This is a genomic window from Wenyingzhuangia sp. IMCC45574, assembly GCF_054182685.1.
On sequence record NZ_CM135169.1, the window covers coordinates 3,165,309 to 3,182,018 of the forward strand.

Consider the following 16,710-nt stretch of genomic DNA (forward strand, 5'->3'; position numbering starts at 1 on the left):
AGCCTTCTTTGTATAAGAAGGCTTTTTTTATGTATGCTTTTTCTTTTGATATACAGAAATTATACAGTTAAAATACGCATATCATATTTTAAGAAAAAAAGGTGTTGGTGGCCTTGTTTGAATTTGTTGTGTCTTTAAGCCTTGTTTTACTGATGCTTAGCTTTGGTTCTATAGACTTGTCTAGAGGAAGTCTAGCTGTTTTTTTGTGAACTATTTACTTTAACAATTATGTTTACTTTCTAATAATTTAATAATAAAAAATATGAGTATAATTAGATTGGCTTACCGTATAAGCTTTTTCTTATTTCTTAGTTGCACAGGTGGTACAACAGAAAGCATTGTGGTACCAGACGATACAACTACACCCCCACAAGAAGAACCCGTAGATCCTGTTGAAGAGGAAGAACCTGAAGAAGAGGAAGAAGAAACAGGATTGCCAAGAGCAACCTTATCTGACTGTAGTCCTACAAATAATATTTTGTTTGATGTTCCTGTAAACAACAATATACAGGCTGTAAACCGTAATGATTTTGATATGGGGTCTTGGCAGTTAGTAGATGCCCTGTCTGACGAGTTTGATTATACAGGTGGTAAATCTGCTCCTGTATTTACTAATAAATGGAAGTATGGTTTTGTAAATAACTATACAGGACCATTGCCAACGGAATGGACAGGAGAACAAATTTCTTTTGAAACGGTTGAGGGAGCAAACAGAGCCTTGGTGTTAATGGCAGCAGATACAGGAACTGGAGCGAACAGAAGGTTAAAATGTGGTATGATTACATCTAAGGCTAAGAGTAGTTACCCTATTTTTCAGGAAGCAAAGGTAAAGATTAGCAATTCTCAGTTGGCAAATGCTATTTGGATGCTAAGTGGAAACTCTGGAACTACAGAAGAAATAGATAATTTAGAAACTTATGGACCAAGAATAAGACCTGACAATACCGTTTGTGAATATCCTTATTATGCAGATCGTATCCATTTAAGTCATCATACCTTTAAAAACGAAGGAGGAACTAGATTGGATTACCAACCTCATCAGCAAACATGGATGTCTAGAAAAAAAACAGAAGGGAATTGTAGTAGAGACAACGAGGTTGTTTGGAGTCAGAATTACCATTACTTTGGTGTAAAATGGGTAGATGAGCAACGCTTAGAGTATTTTGTAGACGGGCAGAGAGTGAAGATTGTTGAAGGTTTAAGAGCAGCAGACGGAATTGACCCTAAATCTTATACCAATTGTAACGGACTTACTAGAGAAATGCACATGATTATTAGTCAAGCTGCTCAGGCTTGGAGGTATGGAGGTGCTACTAATTTCTGGAATAGTACTGATATTAAATCAGGAGTTAATACCAAAATGTATGTAGATTGGATTCGAGTATATTCTCCAAATGGTCAGATAAATACTAGGGCTTGTAATTAATAGTTAGAAGTTAATTAGTTAGTAAAAAGCCTTCTGTAATAAGAAGGCTTTTGTGTTTTTAGTACTTTACTCCAGCCAAAATCTCTATAGCTAAATGATTGTTTTTGGGAGGTATTGGGCAGGTGTACTTTTTGTTATAAGCACAGTATGGGTTGTAAGCTTTGTTAAAATCTAAAATAATATATCCAGTAGCTTCGGCAGGTATGGTAGTATCTATATAACGACCACCTCCGTAGGTGCTTTTTCCATTACTAGCATCGGTAAAAGGAATAAATAAATAGTTTTCATAGCCTTTTGTACCTTTTAAACTTAAACTCTGGTAAATGCTTAACTGTAATTCTTTTCCATCAATGGTAAAGGTAGCCAGTGCATATTGTTGGTAGGCTTCTGTTTGTCCTCCTGTGCTTTTTATATATTTTACAGGGGCATTAAACGTATACTTCAATTTTGCTTTTACTTGGTACTTTTCTAGAACGGGGAAGAAAGGTAAGCCTTTAAAACTTTTTAGTTTTTTTTTAGGTAATGGGCTTTTGTCCTTGTTCTTAAAATATTCGTTTAACTCTTTTCTGTGTTTTTTTATGGAAGCCGTGTAATTTTCTTGTGCATGGCTGGTACCAAAGACAAAGCAACAAAAAACAAGTAACAGAATTAATTTTTTCATGATTTTAGTTTAGAGATTTTTGCTAAATAATCGTAATGTTCCCCTTCTTGAATCAATTCACAATTTAAACCATTGTATATAGCACAACGTTGTAGCGTATTGTAATCAACATAGAGCCAATCAAAGGTTTCGGATTGTTGTTCTTTGTAATTCATCCAGAACTGTACTTCTCCATAGTATTCCTGAGAGGCATCTACCCAGTGATCTCCATTTTCGTCTTCAAACATATAAATAATGTCAGAAGAGTCAATTAAAATTTGCCCATTATCGGTTAATAGTTCAGAAAGATGTAACAAGAACTTTGCCAAGTTGCTAAGTTTTCCACAAATACCAGTCCCATTCATTAACACTAAAATAGTGTCGAATTTTTCTGTAGTATTTAGTTCGTAAATATTTTCTACCCTTGCGTTTTTAACCCCTCTATCTTTGGCCACTTCTATGGCACCAGTAGAAACATCAATAGCGGTAACTTTTAAGGCCTGACTTTGTAAATGCAAGGCATGGCTACCAGCACCACAGCCAACATCTAACACTTTACCTTTGGCTAATTGCAACGCTTTTTGTTCCAATGCAGGCATGTCTGCAAAAGATCGTAATAAATAAGGAAGTGGCATCTCATCTTCTTCTGCAATAGAAGAATTGGTTCGTAACGTATCGGTAGTGTTATTGTTAAAATAAAATGCTTTTAAAGCATCTCCTAAAACATCTTTAGGCATTGGAAAAACTTTTTTACAAAGCTAGTCACTAAGGCTGAGGTCTACAAACTTTACACTCGTCAATGTTTTTATGTTCTCCTTTTAAGTGTCCATTTTCGTCTAATGTATAATTACAACAGTCCATAAAACCTTGTTTTAGCAATTCTTTTCCTCTAAGTATTCTAGATTTTGTAGCAGGTAGGCTAATTTTTAACTGATTGGCTACTTGTGTGTGTTTTAGGCCCTTAACTGTAGTAAGTAGAAGTACTTCTTTGTATTTTTTAGGAAGTCTTAATATTAGTGGGAGAATGCAGTCTACAGCATGGTGGTTTTCGCTATCATTAAAAGTGTTAGTTGCGGTGTTATCGGTATCTGTTATTTTTTTTGCTTCGGATCTAAAATAATCTAAAACAGTTCTATTGGCAATGCTAAATAACCAAGATTTTATACTTTCTTCTTTTTCTAAGAACTCTTTTTTAGTGTGTACTTTTATAAAAACATCTTGCAATAAATCTTCTGCAATAGTGGTATCATGCGTTTTACTTAAAATAAATGTTTTAAGGTCATTTGCGTATAAGTTCCAAATATCTTGTGTGCTCATGGGTTAAAGTTAAAAGTTTTAAAGTCTAAGGTTTATAAAGTAGCGGCATAGCCTTTTAAACTTTATAAACCTTAAAAACTTTCTAGACTCTTTTTAAAGTTAACAATTACATTGACTACATGTACAGTTTTCGCACGTACATTGGCTACAATCTCCACTTTTGCAACCGCTACAGTTACAAGTACAGTTTTTATTTTTCATTGGATTATTTATTTTAAGATTATCTATTTATAAGACGGAGCTTTTTTAAAAAAGATTCTTTTTTAACATAGTTTTTTTAATTAGGTGGATTCTAGTTTCTATTTTTGACGACCAATGAATAGATTGAATATACCTCCTGAGGAAGGAGATTATTACACCAATGAGCAAGGCTTTAGGGTGTTTACAGAGCAATATCATTTAAAAAGAGGGTATTGTTGTAAGAGTGGTTGTAAGCACTGCCCTTACGGATATGATAAAAAAACAGATTCTTTTAAAAAGTAAAACAAACAATCATGAAAAAAATAATTGTATTAGCCTTGGCTTTAATAGTATCAAGTTGTGCAGAATTACAACATGTAGTAAATAATTTACCAGGTATTTTAGAACAAAATCAGCCTTTAACGAATTTGGATATTTCCAACGGTTTAAAACAAGCTTTAAATAAGGGGATTAGCCAAGAAGTTAGCAAATTAACTCAGAAAAGAGGTTTTTATAACAATCAATTGGTAAGAATTGCATTGCCAGACGAGCTAAAGAAAGTAGACGAAACACTACGAAAGTTTGGTTTGGGGAATTTAGCAGATAAAGGATTAATTGCTTTAAACGCTACTGCAGAGGATGCTGTTAAAACAGCTACTCCTATTTTTGTAGATGCTATAAAAGGAATGACATTTACAGATGCCAAAAACATTTTAATGGGGAATAACAATGCTGCTACTACTTATTTAACAAATAGCACAAATACCAAGTTATATGCATCTTTTAATCCAGTCATTAAAAAGTCTTTTGATAAGGTAGGAGCTGCTGAGATTTGGAGTCAGTTAATTACGAGATACAATCAGATTCCTTTTATTAAAAAAGTAAATCCAGACTTAACAGATTATGTAACGCAAAAAGCTTTAGATGGTGTTTACACAATGATTGCTATTGAAGAGAAAAAAATTAGAACCGATCTTAAGGAACGTACTACAGGTTTGTTGCAGAAAGTATTTGCTTTGCAGGATAGAAAGTAGTTTTTTTAAAGTATGGCAAAGACAAGTGATTTATAAAATAAACAAAACCCTCAAAGTATTTGCTTTGAGGGTTTTTGCTTACTACTAAAAACTACTATATCAATTATTAAAAAAAACTTTAGTGGTTATTTTCTCTCCATTTTTAGTGACTATAGAAATCAGGTAAATTTTAGAAATGGAAAAATTAAAGTTAAGAGCTTGTCCTGCTTTTATTTTTTGTTGGGTAATAACTTTTCCTAGAACATCAAAAATGATGACTTCAGAATCAGACTTTTTAATGTAAATACCTTCTTTAGAGATAGAAATGTTTTCTTGTAAAACTTTGCTGTTTGATAAAGTGGCATTTTTGTCAAGAACTATATCATCTACGTAAAAAATTGCATCCTGAGTTTCACTAGTTAAGATTAAATAAGCTTCGTCAGAAGTTGTTGAGCTAACTACAGGTGTTGTAATTTGTGTCCAAGAATCTCCAACAGTAGTAAAAACATCATCTCCTTTGTTTTCCGTACCATTTAGCTGTAAAGATGCTTTTACATTAACACTTTCTCCTGTGCTTGCTCTAACATACACAGAACCTTGGTAGTTTTTACCAATTTCTGCCAAATGTCTATATCCGGTTTTGGCATTAAATGTAGATTTTCCGTTGGCTGCAAATACATTGGTAAGTTTTACAGAATAGCTACCGCTATTGGCAAAATCTGTAGAGAGTTCAAAAGGGTTTATTTGATTTTTAGCATAAGGGAATGTTAACCCTTGTGACTGAGTTTGGTGGAAAAAACTAGTTTCGAAATCTCCATTAATAGTTAATGGGTTGGCAGTAACTGTTAACTCATCAAAAGACATGGTTTTATTAGCACCTCCTGGGATGGTTAAGTTGATAGTCCACAAAGAGTCGTCTGCTTGCGTTCCCGATGAAAAAACATTAGAGGAAATTAGTTGCCAAGTTCCCTGTGTTGCCGCTAAATTGATTTGTGCACTGGTATAAATCGCAGATCCGTTATTAGAAACGGTCATTTTTACTTTTTGATTGGCAACAGTAGATTTAACCCAAAGACTTACAATACAATTAGAGTTGTTTGCAATTGTAAAAGTATCGCTTGTTAATAAGTTGGTAGCGTTAGAACCTGCATCTGCTGTAAAGGAAATTGCATTGTTGGTTTGTCCACTAGCATCTATACTTGTTGATGCTGCTGTTGTTGTCCAGTTAGCAGTAGTTTCAAAAGAACTGTTGGTTACTGCAATGTCGGTTTGCGAAAATATGCTTACAGGAATAAGCAAACCTAAGAGTAATTTTGTTTTCATATGATGGTGTTTTAAAGGATTAAATCCCCTCTCATAAATAGTTATGAGAGGGGAAAGGAATTAAGGCCTAAGATTTACAGCTTTAATTGTAATGTTATCTAAATAGATTTCTACAGGTTGTACAGGACCAAATACATTGTTACGTACTCTTAATATTAGTTTAGCAGAATCACTACTAAAGCTTGCAATAACGCTACCGTATACCCATGTGTTTGTTGGGGTTGTAGAGTTTAAAATAAGCGAAGCAAAACCTGGGTCTATTGCACCAGCACCAGCATTGCTAAACGTTCTAATATTAATTTGGCTAGGTCCAAAATTATGAGTGTCTGGGATGTATGCCCATAGCCCAATTTCGTACGATTGACCACTTACAATAGGGTATTCTATATCTGTACCAGATGTAGTTGTGTTTAAAAGTGCAGCTACACCACCCTGTTGTACTGTTAATTTTAAAGATTGATTTCCTGTTTTTGCTTGTGCAGTAGAATATTCATAAGCACTGTTAGCTTCTACACAAGGACCACAAAAAGTAGTATTTCTTCTCCAGTTTTCTAAGCCTGTTCCAGATTTTTCAAAATCGAAATCATAGTCAGTACCCTCTAAAATATTAGTACCTCCTGTAAGTGCTTCTATATCTGTTAAGTTTTCTAGCAATACTCCGTCTGTAGTAGCAAAAGTTCCTTTTGTATATGTAACTGTAGCTGTATCATCGTCGTATACGGTTTCTCCGTCTAAGGTAATGTCTACTAAAGTTGCATCATCGGCTTGCACCGCTACGTTTAAGATAGGAGAAGAGATTACATTGTTGTTTTTGTCTTTTAACGTTACCGTAAAGTCGTTTTTGTCAAGTGTAGAAGCTTCCATTTCTCTACTAAATGCCAATGTAATTTTTCCGTTGTTAACAGTTGTGTTGTCTAGACTCACTGGCTCTACAGAACCTACTACAGAAATTAGATTTGTAAATTCAATACTACCACTACCAACAGGATTTAATCTAGAAGCTGTAATAGCAACACCGTAATTTTTTACTTTACTGTATTTAACATCAATAGATGCTGTATTGTTTTCTACATCTATGTTTACACTTCCTTCTACGCTGTTAGCATCACCAGAAACAGCTGTAACAGTTCCAGGTTGTCCAATTACATCAAAAGAATATCGTACTGTTTTACCTGCACTTACTTCATTTAAAGCATCGTTTGCTATGGTTAAAGTAGTCTCAGGGTTACCATCTCTATCTAAAATAGTTGCTGCTAAATTAGATAGTTCAATAGTTTTTAAAACTTCAAATACAATAGTTTCGGTAAACTCTTTTTCTCCTGAATTTACAGTGTTGTCAACTCCAACATAAGCATTTTCTTTAAAAACCTGTTGTAACGTTATTTCTTGATTACCAGCTTGTAAAAAACGGAAGTTTAAGACAGGTGCTGTAGATTCAGTATCGTTGTCAGAATCTATAATATCTGCTACTCCTTCTTGAATGGTCCATTTTCTAGTTGCTAATCCTGTAGAAATGTCTCCTAAAGAAACTTTAGTTCCAATTTCCACTCTATTCTCGTTACGTGCTGTTGAGTTTAGCAATACTTTATGACTGGGAATAGAGATAATACTGTCTTCTTTACATGCAGTGGCTATAAGCACGAAACTTAATAAGAACCACTTAAAATATTTTATGTTCATAATTGTACTATTTTGTGTTTTATGGCCTTGTTTATAGAGCACTGTTGTTTTGTAATTCTCTGTTAGGTATTGGCCAATAATTTTTAGAAGCACTGTAATTTCTTACTGCATCTTCGTAATGTCTTTGCGGTGCATTTCTAAAGAAAAATGGAGCAACATTTGTAGCAACAGGATATTTAGCAACCAGTTTTTCTTCTTGATCATCGGCATTAGCTAATGCATCTGTAACAATACCCCATCTTACTAAATCTTTCCATCTATGTCCCTCGTAACATAGTTCTAAAGGTCTTTCTACAAACTGTAAGTGTGTAAGAATAGCATTAGCATCTACAGTTACCAAAGGGAATTCTGTTAAATCGTTTGCGTGTAAACTTGTGTGTAATTCTGGAATTTTATTTCCATTGTCTGCTCTGTATGTTGCTAAAGTTTTAACACCAGCTCTTGTTCTAACCTGATCAATTAATGCAATAGCTTGGTCTACGTTTCCATTATTTGTACCTCCTTCTAACAACGCTTCTGCGTACATTAATAAAACATCGGCATAACGAATGTGTCTAAAGTTAATTCCCGACCTACTTAATTGAGGTTCTTGATCTAAATGATACCAGTTAGAGTGTTTTTTAACATAGGCACTATTTCCATAAGCATTGTAGCTTGGCGGAGCTAAATTTTCCAAATCAGACAAGTAGTAGTTTCCTTCAAAATTACTTGGAGAAATACTTGCAGATAATCTGTCTGAGTGTCCTCCGCTTCCGTCTGCTCTTTCATCGTTTACCATTAACTCGTGTAGGTAGTACGAAGCAAATATTTGGTTAAATCCATTGTTACCTTGTTTTCCAATAGGACCAGATAGCGCACTTGCTTCTGTACCTGATGCAAATTGATTGTCGTCTACATTGTTTCCTCCAATACCAGGGCTTAAATCAAAAGAAAAGTTGGTTTCTAAAATAGACTCTTCGTTGTATTCATTTAAATGTGTAAAGTTGTCCATTGGGTCTGCAACCAAACTGTATACTCCAGAATCTACTACTTTAGCAAACTCAGCAGCTGCTAAACTCCATTCTTCATCGTACAAATACACTTTTCCTAATAGGCTACTTGCAGCACCAGAAGTAATTCTACCCACATTGGTACCTGTCCAAGAACCTCTAACGTTTTCTTGAGCAAATTTTAAGTCTGGAATAATTACGCTGTTGGTAATTTCTTCCATTGTAGAAAGTCCTTTAATAGCTTCCGAGTCGCTAGCAATAGTTTCTGTATGAAGTATACCTTGTCCGTAAGTATGAACCAATTGAAAATAGAAAAATGCTCTTAAAAATCGGGCTTGTCCTTCTATTTCATTTTTGTCAAAATTGGTAAACAAAGATTCGTCTGCTGTTGCAATGTTGTTAATTACCTGATTAGCTCTATTGATACCAATGTATAATTCATTCCACTTGTTAGTTACAGAGATATCTGTATCGTTAAAGCTTAAGCTTAAGAACTGTGGAGTAAAAGGAGCAAATGTAGTTGTAATTGCTAAGTCTCCTTGTGCCATTTCTGATACGATCTGTCTACCACTTACACTAGAGAATTGTAAAGCTCCATAAACAGTAGTTAGTCCTGCATTAAAATCGTTTTCTGTTTTCCAGAATAGAGCAGAATCATAAGCGTTTGGAGTTAACTCCTCTAAGAAACTGTCCTCGTCACACCCAACTAAACCTACAAATAGGGCTAGGAGTGCATATATTTTATAGTTAAAAAATTTCATAATTATTTCTTCTTTTAAGGATTAAAAATTAGCTTGAATACCTAATAAGAATTGTCTTGTAATAGGGTAGTTACCTCTATCAACACCTCTTGTTAAAAGACCGTCTCCTCCAACTTCTGGATCGTAACCTGTGTACTTTGTAAACGTAAATGGGTTTACAGAGGTTAAGTAAACTCTTGCTTTACGTACCTTTAATTTTTGTAAGCCAGGTATGGTGTATCCAAGTGTAAGGTTTCTAATTCTTAAGTAGGTTCCGTCTTCTAAAAAGTAATCCGAACGAGATCTTACGTTTTCACTAGAAACGGTTCTTTCTGTAGGGATGTTAGAGTTAGAGTTTTGAGGAGTCCACATAGAATATAAATCTTGATGTCTTCTAGCTCTGTAAGCAAAAAGTTTTGCTCCATTGTAGATTTCAGCTCCATGTGAGTAGTAGGTTTGCGCATTAAAATCGAAATTTTTGTAATTCAATCCAATGTTCAATCCAGATTCAAAATCAGCTTGTCCAGAACCACTATATACTAGGTCATTGTCATCAATTTGAGAATCTCCATTTTGATCCTTGTACATTAAATCTCCTAATTGTGCGTTGCTGTTAATTGTTTTGTAAGCATCTAATTGCTCTTGAGTTTTAATAACTCCCTGATTTTCTAATAAGAAAAACGCTCCAGCTTCATGTCCTATAGCATAGTAGGTGGTATTATCAGCATTCTGATTTCCTTCTGTAAAAGGAACTCCACCACCGTAACCTCTTTGTAATCCGTCTAGGTTGGTTACTTCGTTTACGTTTTTAGTAAGGGTAAAAGAGATGTTGTATTTAAGGTCGTTGATTCTGTTTTTGTAGTTCAAAGCAAATTCAAAACCTTTGTTACTCATGTTACCAGCATTTACGGCAACTACACCGTATTGATTGATGGCTCCAGTTGCACTAGTACCAGCAGAACCAGGAAGTTCTTTAAGTAATAACATGTCTTCTTTTTCGTTTTGGTAGAAATCGAAATTCATGCTTAACTTATTTTTGAACAAGGCAAGATCAATACCAATGTTTTTAGAAATGGTAGTTTCCCATTTTAAGTTTTCATTTGTAATACGTCTTTGAATACTACCAACTCCTAAGCTTTCTGATGTAGCAAAAGGGTAGTTGATTCCAGATTCTACAATAGAACTTGTTGCGTAGTCTCTAGTACTTTGGTTACCTACTTCTGCATAACTAGCTCTTAATTTTAAGTTAGAAATTGCATCTATATCTTTTAAGAAGTTTTCTTCATGAATGTTCCAACCAGCAGACAATCCAAAGAAGTTTCCGAATTTGTTATCTCCTTGAAATCTTGAAGAACCATCACGTCTAATACTTCCAGAGAATAAATATTTCTCATTGTAGTTGTATTGAGCTCTTAAAAGTTTACCACTAAGTGTTCTGTTTATGTTGTTTCCAGTAGGTTTAATAGCTTCTGCTCCTCCACTTAAGACCTGAACATTATTGTTGGGTACATTTTCATCAAAAATAGCTCCAGTACCAGAGGTTTGACTTTCGAATTTTTCATAAGAAAGCACTGCCAATAAACCAAGTTTGTGTTGTTTCTTACTACCAAAAGTAGTGTTGTAATTTAAGATGTTTTCTATAGATTGTCTTTTAGAAGTAATATGGTCTTCTAACAATCTTGCATTTAACACAGAACTTGCGTTTATTTCTCCTTGCGAGTTAAAAGATAAGAACCTTGGGAAAAATCTTTTTTGAAAAGAATTAAGATTGTTTTGCCCTAAATTTACTTTGTAAGTTAAGCCTTTAAGTATTTCATACTCTAAGTTTAAAGCTAAGTTTACACGTTTTCTTTCTGTTTTGTTTGTGTTTCCAAAAAGAGAAGCAAATACACTTACAATTCCATCACCATCACCATCAATAATGGTAATATCGCTTGGGTCTGATAAAGGTCTACCATATGGCATTTGCTTAATAGCTTGCTCGTAAATGTTAAAAGGTTCTCTATCTCTCGTTTCTGTATTAAATCCTAAAGAGGTAAACATTTTAAACTTACCCTTTTTGTACTGTGCCGTTAAACGATTTGCCAATCTGTTAAAACCAGAACCTTTAAGCACACCATTTTGATTGAAGTAAGTAGTGTTAAAATTTAAATTTACCTCTTTGGTTCCTCCAGAAACATTTAGGGAATAGTTTTCGATAATGGCATTATCATTCTGAATAGACTCAATAAAGTTTGTGTTAAAGTCTAAAGCATCTGGATTTAAACTAAATGGATCAAAAGAAGTATTGTTTAAAATATTCCTTTGTTCAATTTGATACAATTGTTGGCTTGTATTCATTAAAGGAGTTCCAGAAGTAATGTTTTGCAGTCCTACATAACTAGAGAAATTAATTCTTGTTTTTCCGGCTTCTCCTTTTTTAGTAGTAATTAAAATTACTCCATTAGAAGCTCTTGTTCCATAAATAGCGGCAGAAGCACCATCTTTAAGAATATCGATAGACTGAATATGCTCAGGAGAAATATTAGGATTGTCTTCGTAAGGAATTCCATCAACTACATATAAAGGTCCTAACGCATCTGCCGTTAAAGAACCAACACCTCTAATTTGGATGTTTGCAGGTTCTCCTGGACTACCATTCTGTGCTTGAATGTTTACACCGGCTACTTTACCTTGTATAGCCGTTCCAATATCTGAGGTAGCTGTTTTGGTAATTTCATCTGCGGTAACATTTGCTACTGCTCCAGTTATTTCTTTTTTCTTTTGTTTACCATAACCTACTAATTGTACAGCTTCTAAAGATTGCACGTCTTTTTCTAGTACAATTTTAATAAGACCTGGTTTCTCGTTTGCTAGAATTACCTCTTTTGTAAGATAACCTAAATAGGAAATAACAAGTGTTTTGTTTTTTGTAGTGACGATTTCAAAATTTCCATCGAAATCTGTAATAGTTCCTTTTTGTGCACCTTTAATATTTATTTGTGCACCTAAAAGAGGTCCTTCGGTATCCGATACAATACCTTTGTAAGTGTTTTGTTGGGCATTTGCAGAAACAATGTTTAGTAGCAATACTAAAAAAGCTAGTAAACATTGTCTCTTACTGCCTAAGCGTAAGTTAATTTTCATTTGAATATAAAAGTTTTAATTGATTCACAAATTTCAATTAAAACCAAGGCAGCATGCGGGGTGTTAGGATAGACATATCCTGACAGTGCTTTTTTTTAGGGTAGACTAATACTGGGTAAACGGGGTTTCTCTCAACTTTTGTCTAGATATGGCATTAGAGTTAAAACGCTTTTGTTTTTGTGATATGCTTATAAAATGGGGTTTTTCTATATGGAATTGATAAAATAACTAAGACTTTGTTCTTTTTCTAAACCTAGCTTCTTTCTTAGTCTATATCTAGATGTATGTACACTCTCTACCGAGATTCCCATTAGAGAAGACATCTCTTTACTCGTGAAATTTAGCTTTATTAAAGCACATATTTTTAGATCTGTTTGGCTTAGGTTTGGAAATTTCTCTCGTAAGTCTTTGTAGAAATTTTGGTTGATGAGCGTAAAACGAGTTTCAAATTCTTTCCAATTACTGTTAGGGTTTCCTTGGATGGTATTGATCATTTTACTTACAACTTTGGTGTTAACACTTTCGTTTTGTTTGTTTAGTTTGTGCTGTAAGCTCTTTAGGAATTCTTCTTTCTCTATTAGTTGTAATGCAGATGTGGTTAATTCTTTGTTTTTAAGCTCTAGAATTTCGTTCTTTTTTTCTAATTCCAAACGTTGTCTTTCTTCTAGGTTTTGTTTCTCTGTTTTGTGTTTTCTTCTAATGTTAAGAATAAACACAAAAACGACAATAAGTGCAGAAACAGCTATAGTTATTGTAATAAAAAGTTTTAGAAAGGAGATGTATTTTCCTTGTTCTAAAAGTTGGATTTTACGTTTGCTTTCTAGTTTTTCTTGGGCTTCTTTGGTGGTTCTAAAGGTGTCTTTAAGTAATAATAAACCTTGGTTGCTTTCGGTTTTACTACCAAAAATTTTATCGTTCATTTCTTTAGATTTCTCAAGATAGTAGAACGCCTTTTTGTAATCGTTTTTAATCTTGTATACTTCTACTAGGTCGTCATACGTCATTATTTTATAGTCTGAATGACAGTGGTATTGATTGGAAAGAAGCAGAGATTTGTTGTAAGCATCTATGCTCTTTTTATAATCTCCCATAGCTTTGTAGGCCTTTCCTAGTAGGTGTTCTACTACTACTAGGTAGGTTTTGCTTTCTTCTGTAAAATAATCCTTGGCATTGTTTAATTTCTTAATTGCTAAACTGTATTTTTTTTCACGCATTAGCTTATAACCAAGTTCGGCTTCTAGGTAGTAGTTTTTATGGAGTCCTTGTATGTTGTTTTTTACATATAAACAGCTATCAATGTACTTTACATACATTTCATAGTCGTCACTAATTCGATAAAAGCTTGCAAAACTAAAGTAGTCGCTAAAAATGTAAATAGAGGGAACAAGGTTCTTTTTGTACAGTCCCTTGCTTATTTCTAATGAGGAATTTAAGAGTTTTAGTGCTTCTTCTTTACGATTAAAAAAACCGTATAATAGCCCTAGTTCTTGATATATTCTCCCTTGAAGCATTTTTTTATTGTGTTTGTCTGCTAATAGGAGTGCTTCCCATAAGTGATCGTAAGCTTTGCTATAGGCCACGTTGTGACTGTAAGTTTTACCTATTTCTAATAAACCCCTAATGGCTCTAGTTGTGTCCTTTTCTTTTAATGCGTCCTTGTAGTATTTAGTGTAAAGACTTATAGATTGTTCAGGATTGATAAATTTTAAATTGTAGGCTTTTGTGAATAAAGAATCTATGGGCTGTAAGTCTTGTCCGTAAGAAAAGATAGTGTTAAATAATAAGACAATAAGAAAATTTGTAAAGGCTTTTTTGCTCATTTTAAAATGTGTTTTAAATGCTTTTTAATCAAGGGATTTCTCTAAAATAAGGAATTATTAAATAGACAGAACGAGTTCTTAGGTCTTTGTTTACAAGTGTCTAGTATTGGTATTGCTATGCGAATTGTATAAGGATGTGTTTGGTGGTATTTATACGAATTTGTATAGTATGTCTAGCATCTGTCTAGGGGTTGTAAATAGGTTTTTTATGTAGGTAATAAACAGAGTGTAATTTTTTTTTAAAAGAATAAGCAGTGTTGAATGTTGTAGCTTTAATTTTTATTTTATTGTTAATCTTTATAGATTAGCAACATTATCCAATTAATAAAATAAGTTGTTATGAAAAAAATAGTATTGGTGTTTTTAGTGTTGGTTTCAGTTACTTTACAAGCTCAAAAAACACCCACCAAGTTAATAGAGGAATTCTTTGTTTCTTATAAAACCAATCCTAGTAAAGCCGTTAGAGATTTATACAAAACTAACAAGTGGATGGATAGAAAGAAGGATGATGTTGAAAAAGTAATAAGTACTATTAATGGATTTAACAAAGAATATGTTGGTGAATATTATGGTTACGAGCATATAACTACAAAGAAATTTGCTAAAAGTTTCGAATTGGATTCATATTTGGTCAAATACGATCGTCAGCCTATTCGTTTTATTTTTAAATTTTATAAACCAAACAAAGATTGGATTCTGTACGCTTTCTCTTTTGATGACAGTTTTGATGCCGAGATTCAAGAAGCAGCAAAGCTTTATTATTTAGATTTGGAAGATAAGTAAAATACCTAAAACAGGAATTTAATAGTAGTCAAAATAACGTAGAATAGGAGTATAGCTAAAACAATTTATTCATGGCAAGGGTTTCATTATAAATTAATTAATTTAGCCCACGCAAAAATGAATTCTTAAATATAGTTATATGAAAATGTTTTTTTGGATATTGTTATTAGCACCTTTGTTGGGTTCGGCACAGTCTTACAACGAGAAAATTGCGTTAAAAGCATGTGATTGTATTCAAAAAGATATTTCTAAAAAAGACAAAAGAGACGTTGTAGAAAATTGTATTGTTACAGCTAAAATTAAAGTAGACAATCAGAATTATGCTGTGCAAAAAAACAATACAACTGTAGAAAGTATAAGTGTAACCTTTAAAGAGGTGTCTAAGCTTTTAGAAAAGGATTGCTCTTCATTTAAAAGCAATCAAAACAAAGAGAATTAAAAGAAGGACTTTATTATTTCACTATTAGTAGTCTAAATTTTAAAACTTTAGGCCTTGTTATTTCTTGTCTAAAAGGACAAATTCCATGTCGTAAGATTTCCTTAGCCAGCCAGTTACTTTAAATAGTGCTATATAGTTGTCTTCTTTTTTAAGATGGTGTTCTTTGTAGAAATCCTTTATATGCTCGTTGTTGGTAAAAAACTCTAAGGCACTAATGGCCCCACAATCTTGATCGGATAAGAAAAAACGCATTTCGTTTCCTGTTGGCATGGTTAACTTAGCTACTAGGGTGTAATCTGTCATTTTATCATCGTAGGTAATTATATCTTTATAGATGGATGTCTTTTGGGTTTTAGGATCTGTTCTTTTAATTACTTGGCTGTTGTATGAATATGAAGGGAAGTTTTCTTTTAAAATTTTTTTAAAGATTCCCATAGACTTTGTTTGCCCAAAGTATACAATATTTTCTTTCCCAAGCTTAGAGACACTCCACATAGAGACTTGGTTCATCTCAAAAGGATACTTATGTTCTGCCCAAAACTCAGAAATTAATTTAGTGCAATAAGGTGCTGTCCAGCTAAAATATTGATGTCTACTAGCAGTTAGCTTTCCTTTGTGTTCTGGATGTTCTTTTATAAAGACTTCTAGTTCTTTTTCTGAATTTATTTCATAATCCCTAATAGCTCCTATATCTCTAGTGGGTATTTTTCCTTCTATGGTAAAGTAATCTCCAAAAATAACAGTGGTTGGGAATTCGTTTTCCATTAACGATTGCCAAAAATTGTTTACTGGTTTTTTGTAAAAAAAGATAGAAGTAAACAATACAATTGCACCAGCAATCAACATAGAAAGTTTTTTATAAGAAAGAGATTTGGAAGCTTTTTCTATTTTTTGATACTTTCTAAATTGAACAAGGTATTGCCCTTTAGCGATGGTAAATACAATTTCATCAGGAGTTGCGGTACTGTAATATTCCTCTAGTTTTTTTCTTAAATGATACACATATACCCTAACCTTATTGTCCGACTTGATAGGGTCGTATTTAGCACCAAAAAACTCAGTTCCAATGGTTGTTTCTTTAACATCACTTTTTTCCAAAGTAGCGTTGACTAAAAAAGTTAAAAGTCGCACGTTTACTTTGGATCTAGAAAAAGATTTGTTAGAAACAATTCTTTCTAGTTGAATTAATATTTGATCTTTTTTAAAGTCCATTAGAGGGTTTACGTACACAAAA

The 16,710-nt window shown here is 33.3% G+C and carries 14 protein-coding genes; 5 read left to right on the forward strand and 9 right to left on the reverse strand.

The features are described 5' to 3' along the window. The first annotated feature begins 262 nt into the window (after positions 1-262). Complete coding sequence (locus ACXHHC_RS13360; protein ID WP_458226875.1) at positions 263-1,426, forward strand: hypothetical protein; 1,164 nt, start codon at positions 263-265, stop codon at positions 1,424-1,426. A gap of 58 nt (positions 1,427-1,484) precedes the next feature. Here the strand turns inward: ACXHHC_RS13360 and ACXHHC_RS13365 are convergent, their stop codons facing one another. From ACXHHC_RS13365 to ACXHHC_RS13375, 3 genes are read right to left on the reverse strand one after another with little or no spacing between them, the layout of a single operon-like run. Beyond that, positions 1,485-2,087, reverse strand: coding sequence for a DUF1684 domain-containing protein (locus tag ACXHHC_RS13365; protein ID WP_458226876.1), 603 nt, complete (start codon positions 2,085-2,087; stop codon positions 1,485-1,487). Continuing rightward, the gene (locus tag ACXHHC_RS13370) at positions 2,084-2,803 is read right to left on the reverse strand and encodes a class I SAM-dependent methyltransferase (RefSeq protein WP_458226877.1); all 720 of its coding nucleotides are present in this window, start codon (positions 2,801-2,803) and stop codon (positions 2,084-2,086) included. The genes ACXHHC_RS13365 and ACXHHC_RS13370 overlap by 4 nt, the downstream gene beginning before the upstream one ends. A 28-nt stretch (positions 2,804-2,831) precedes the next feature. Next, complete coding sequence (locus ACXHHC_RS13375) at positions 2,832-3,383, reverse strand: sigma-70 family RNA polymerase sigma factor (protein ID WP_458226878.1); 552 nt, start codon at positions 3,381-3,383, stop codon at positions 2,832-2,834. Between the two features lie 315 nt (positions 3,384-3,698). Here ACXHHC_RS13375 and ACXHHC_RS13380 point away from each other — a divergent pair, with 315 nt between their 5' ends. Together ACXHHC_RS13380 and ACXHHC_RS13385 are read left to right on the forward strand one after the other, a co-directional pair. Then, a complete protein-coding gene (locus tag ACXHHC_RS13380; protein ID WP_458226879.1) occupies positions 3,699-3,866 on the forward strand; it encodes a DUF5522 domain-containing protein in 168 nt (55 codons plus the stop codon). An 11-nt stretch (positions 3,867-3,877) separates the two neighbouring features. Continuing rightward, positions 3,878-4,597, forward strand: a complete 720-nt coding sequence (locus ACXHHC_RS13385) for a DUF4197 domain-containing protein (RefSeq protein WP_458226880.1) — start codon at positions 3,878-3,880, stop codon at positions 4,595-4,597. Between the two features lie 99 nt (positions 4,598-4,696). Here the strand turns inward: ACXHHC_RS13385 and ACXHHC_RS13390 are convergent, their stop codons facing one another. The 5 genes from ACXHHC_RS13390 to ACXHHC_RS13410 all read right to left on the reverse strand — a co-directional run bounded on the left by ACXHHC_RS13390 (position 4,697) and on the right by ACXHHC_RS13410 (position 14,254). Next, a complete protein-coding gene (locus ACXHHC_RS13390; protein ID WP_458226881.1) occupies positions 4,697-5,899 on the reverse strand; it encodes a hypothetical protein in 1,203 nt (400 codons plus the stop codon). A gap of 60 nt (positions 5,900-5,959) precedes the next feature. Further along, the gene (locus tag ACXHHC_RS13395; RefSeq protein ID WP_458226882.1) at positions 5,960-7,579 is read right to left on the reverse strand and encodes a hypothetical protein; all 1,620 of its coding nucleotides are present in this window, start codon (positions 7,577-7,579) and stop codon (positions 5,960-5,962) included. A 31-nt stretch (positions 7,580-7,610) separates the two neighbouring features. After that, positions 7,611-9,329: a RagB/SusD family nutrient uptake outer membrane protein gene (locus ACXHHC_RS13400; protein ID WP_458226883.1), complete on the reverse strand. Its 1,719-nt coding sequence runs from the start codon at positions 9,327-9,329 to the stop codon at positions 7,611-7,613. Between the two features lie 21 nt (positions 9,330-9,350). Continuing rightward, on the reverse strand, positions 9,351-12,434 hold the full coding sequence (locus tag ACXHHC_RS13405; protein WP_458226884.1) for a SusC/RagA family TonB-linked outer membrane protein: 3,084 nt from the start codon (positions 12,432-12,434) through the stop codon (positions 9,351-9,353). Between the two features lie 206 nt (positions 12,435-12,640). Beyond that, positions 12,641-14,254: a tetratricopeptide repeat protein gene (locus tag ACXHHC_RS13410; protein ID WP_458226885.1), complete on the reverse strand. Its 1,614-nt coding sequence runs from the start codon at positions 14,252-14,254 to the stop codon at positions 12,641-12,643. Positions 14,255-14,593: 339 nt separating this feature from the next. Between ACXHHC_RS13410 and ACXHHC_RS13415 the strand changes: the two genes are divergently transcribed. After that, complete coding sequence (locus ACXHHC_RS13415; protein WP_458226886.1) at positions 14,594-15,037, forward strand: hypothetical protein; 444 nt, start codon at positions 14,594-14,596, stop codon at positions 15,035-15,037. Between the two features lie 139 nt (positions 15,038-15,176). After that, positions 15,177-15,476 carry a hypothetical protein gene (locus ACXHHC_RS13420; RefSeq protein ID WP_458226887.1) on the forward strand — a complete coding sequence of 100 codons (300 nt, stop codon included), beginning with the start codon at positions 15,177-15,179 and terminating at the stop codon, positions 15,474-15,476. 57 nt (positions 15,477-15,533) lie between these two features. Here the strand turns inward: ACXHHC_RS13420 and ACXHHC_RS13425 are convergent, their stop codons facing one another. Next, positions 15,534-16,688, reverse strand: a complete 1,155-nt coding sequence (locus ACXHHC_RS13425; RefSeq protein WP_458226888.1) for a hypothetical protein — start codon at positions 16,686-16,688, stop codon at positions 15,534-15,536. Positions 16,689-16,710: the final 22 nt, after the last annotated feature.

Coding starts and splice junctions, on each gene's coding strand:
- ACXHHC_RS13370 (WP_458226877.1), bottom strand. CDS start 2,803: ATGCCTAAAGATGTTTTAGGAGATGCTTTAAAAGCATTTTATTTTAAC.
- ACXHHC_RS13415 (WP_458226886.1), top strand. CDS start 14,594: ATGAAAAAAATAGTATTGGTGTTTTTAGTGTTGGTTTCAGTTACTTTA.
- ACXHHC_RS13385 (WP_458226880.1), top strand. CDS start 3,878: ATGAAAAAAATAATTGTATTAGCCTTGGCTTTAATAGTATCAAGTTGT.
- ACXHHC_RS13425 (WP_458226888.1), bottom strand. CDS start 16,688: ATGGACTTTAAAAAAGATCAAATATTAATTCAACTAGAAAGAATTGTT.
- ACXHHC_RS13420 (WP_458226887.1), top strand. CDS start 15,177: ATGAAAATGTTTTTTTGGATATTGTTATTAGCACCTTTGTTGGGTTCG.
- ACXHHC_RS13405 (WP_458226884.1), bottom strand. CDS start 12,434: ATGAAAATTAACTTACGCTTAGGCAGTAAGAGACAATGTTTACTAGCT.
- ACXHHC_RS13400 (WP_458226883.1), bottom strand. CDS start 9,329: ATGAAATTTTTTAACTATAAAATATATGCACTCCTAGCCCTATTTGTA.
- ACXHHC_RS13380 (WP_458226879.1), top strand. CDS start 3,699: ATGAATAGATTGAATATACCTCCTGAGGAAGGAGATTATTACACCAAT.
- ACXHHC_RS13375 (WP_458226878.1), bottom strand. CDS start 3,383: ATGAGCACACAAGATATTTGGAACTTATACGCAAATGACCTTAAAACA.
- ACXHHC_RS13365 (WP_458226876.1), bottom strand. CDS start 2,087: ATGAAAAAATTAATTCTGTTACTTGTTTTTTGTTGCTTTGTCTTTGGT.
- ACXHHC_RS13395 (WP_458226882.1), bottom strand. CDS start 7,579: ATGAACATAAAATATTTTAAGTGGTTCTTATTAAGTTTCGTGCTTATA.
- ACXHHC_RS13360 (WP_458226875.1), top strand. CDS start 263: ATGAGTATAATTAGATTGGCTTACCGTATAAGCTTTTTCTTATTTCTT.
- ACXHHC_RS13390 (WP_458226881.1), bottom strand. CDS start 5,899: ATGAAAACAAAATTACTCTTAGGTTTGCTTATTCCTGTAAGCATATTT.
- ACXHHC_RS13410 (WP_458226885.1), bottom strand. CDS start 14,254: ATGAGCAAAAAAGCCTTTACAAATTTTCTTATTGTCTTATTATTTAAC.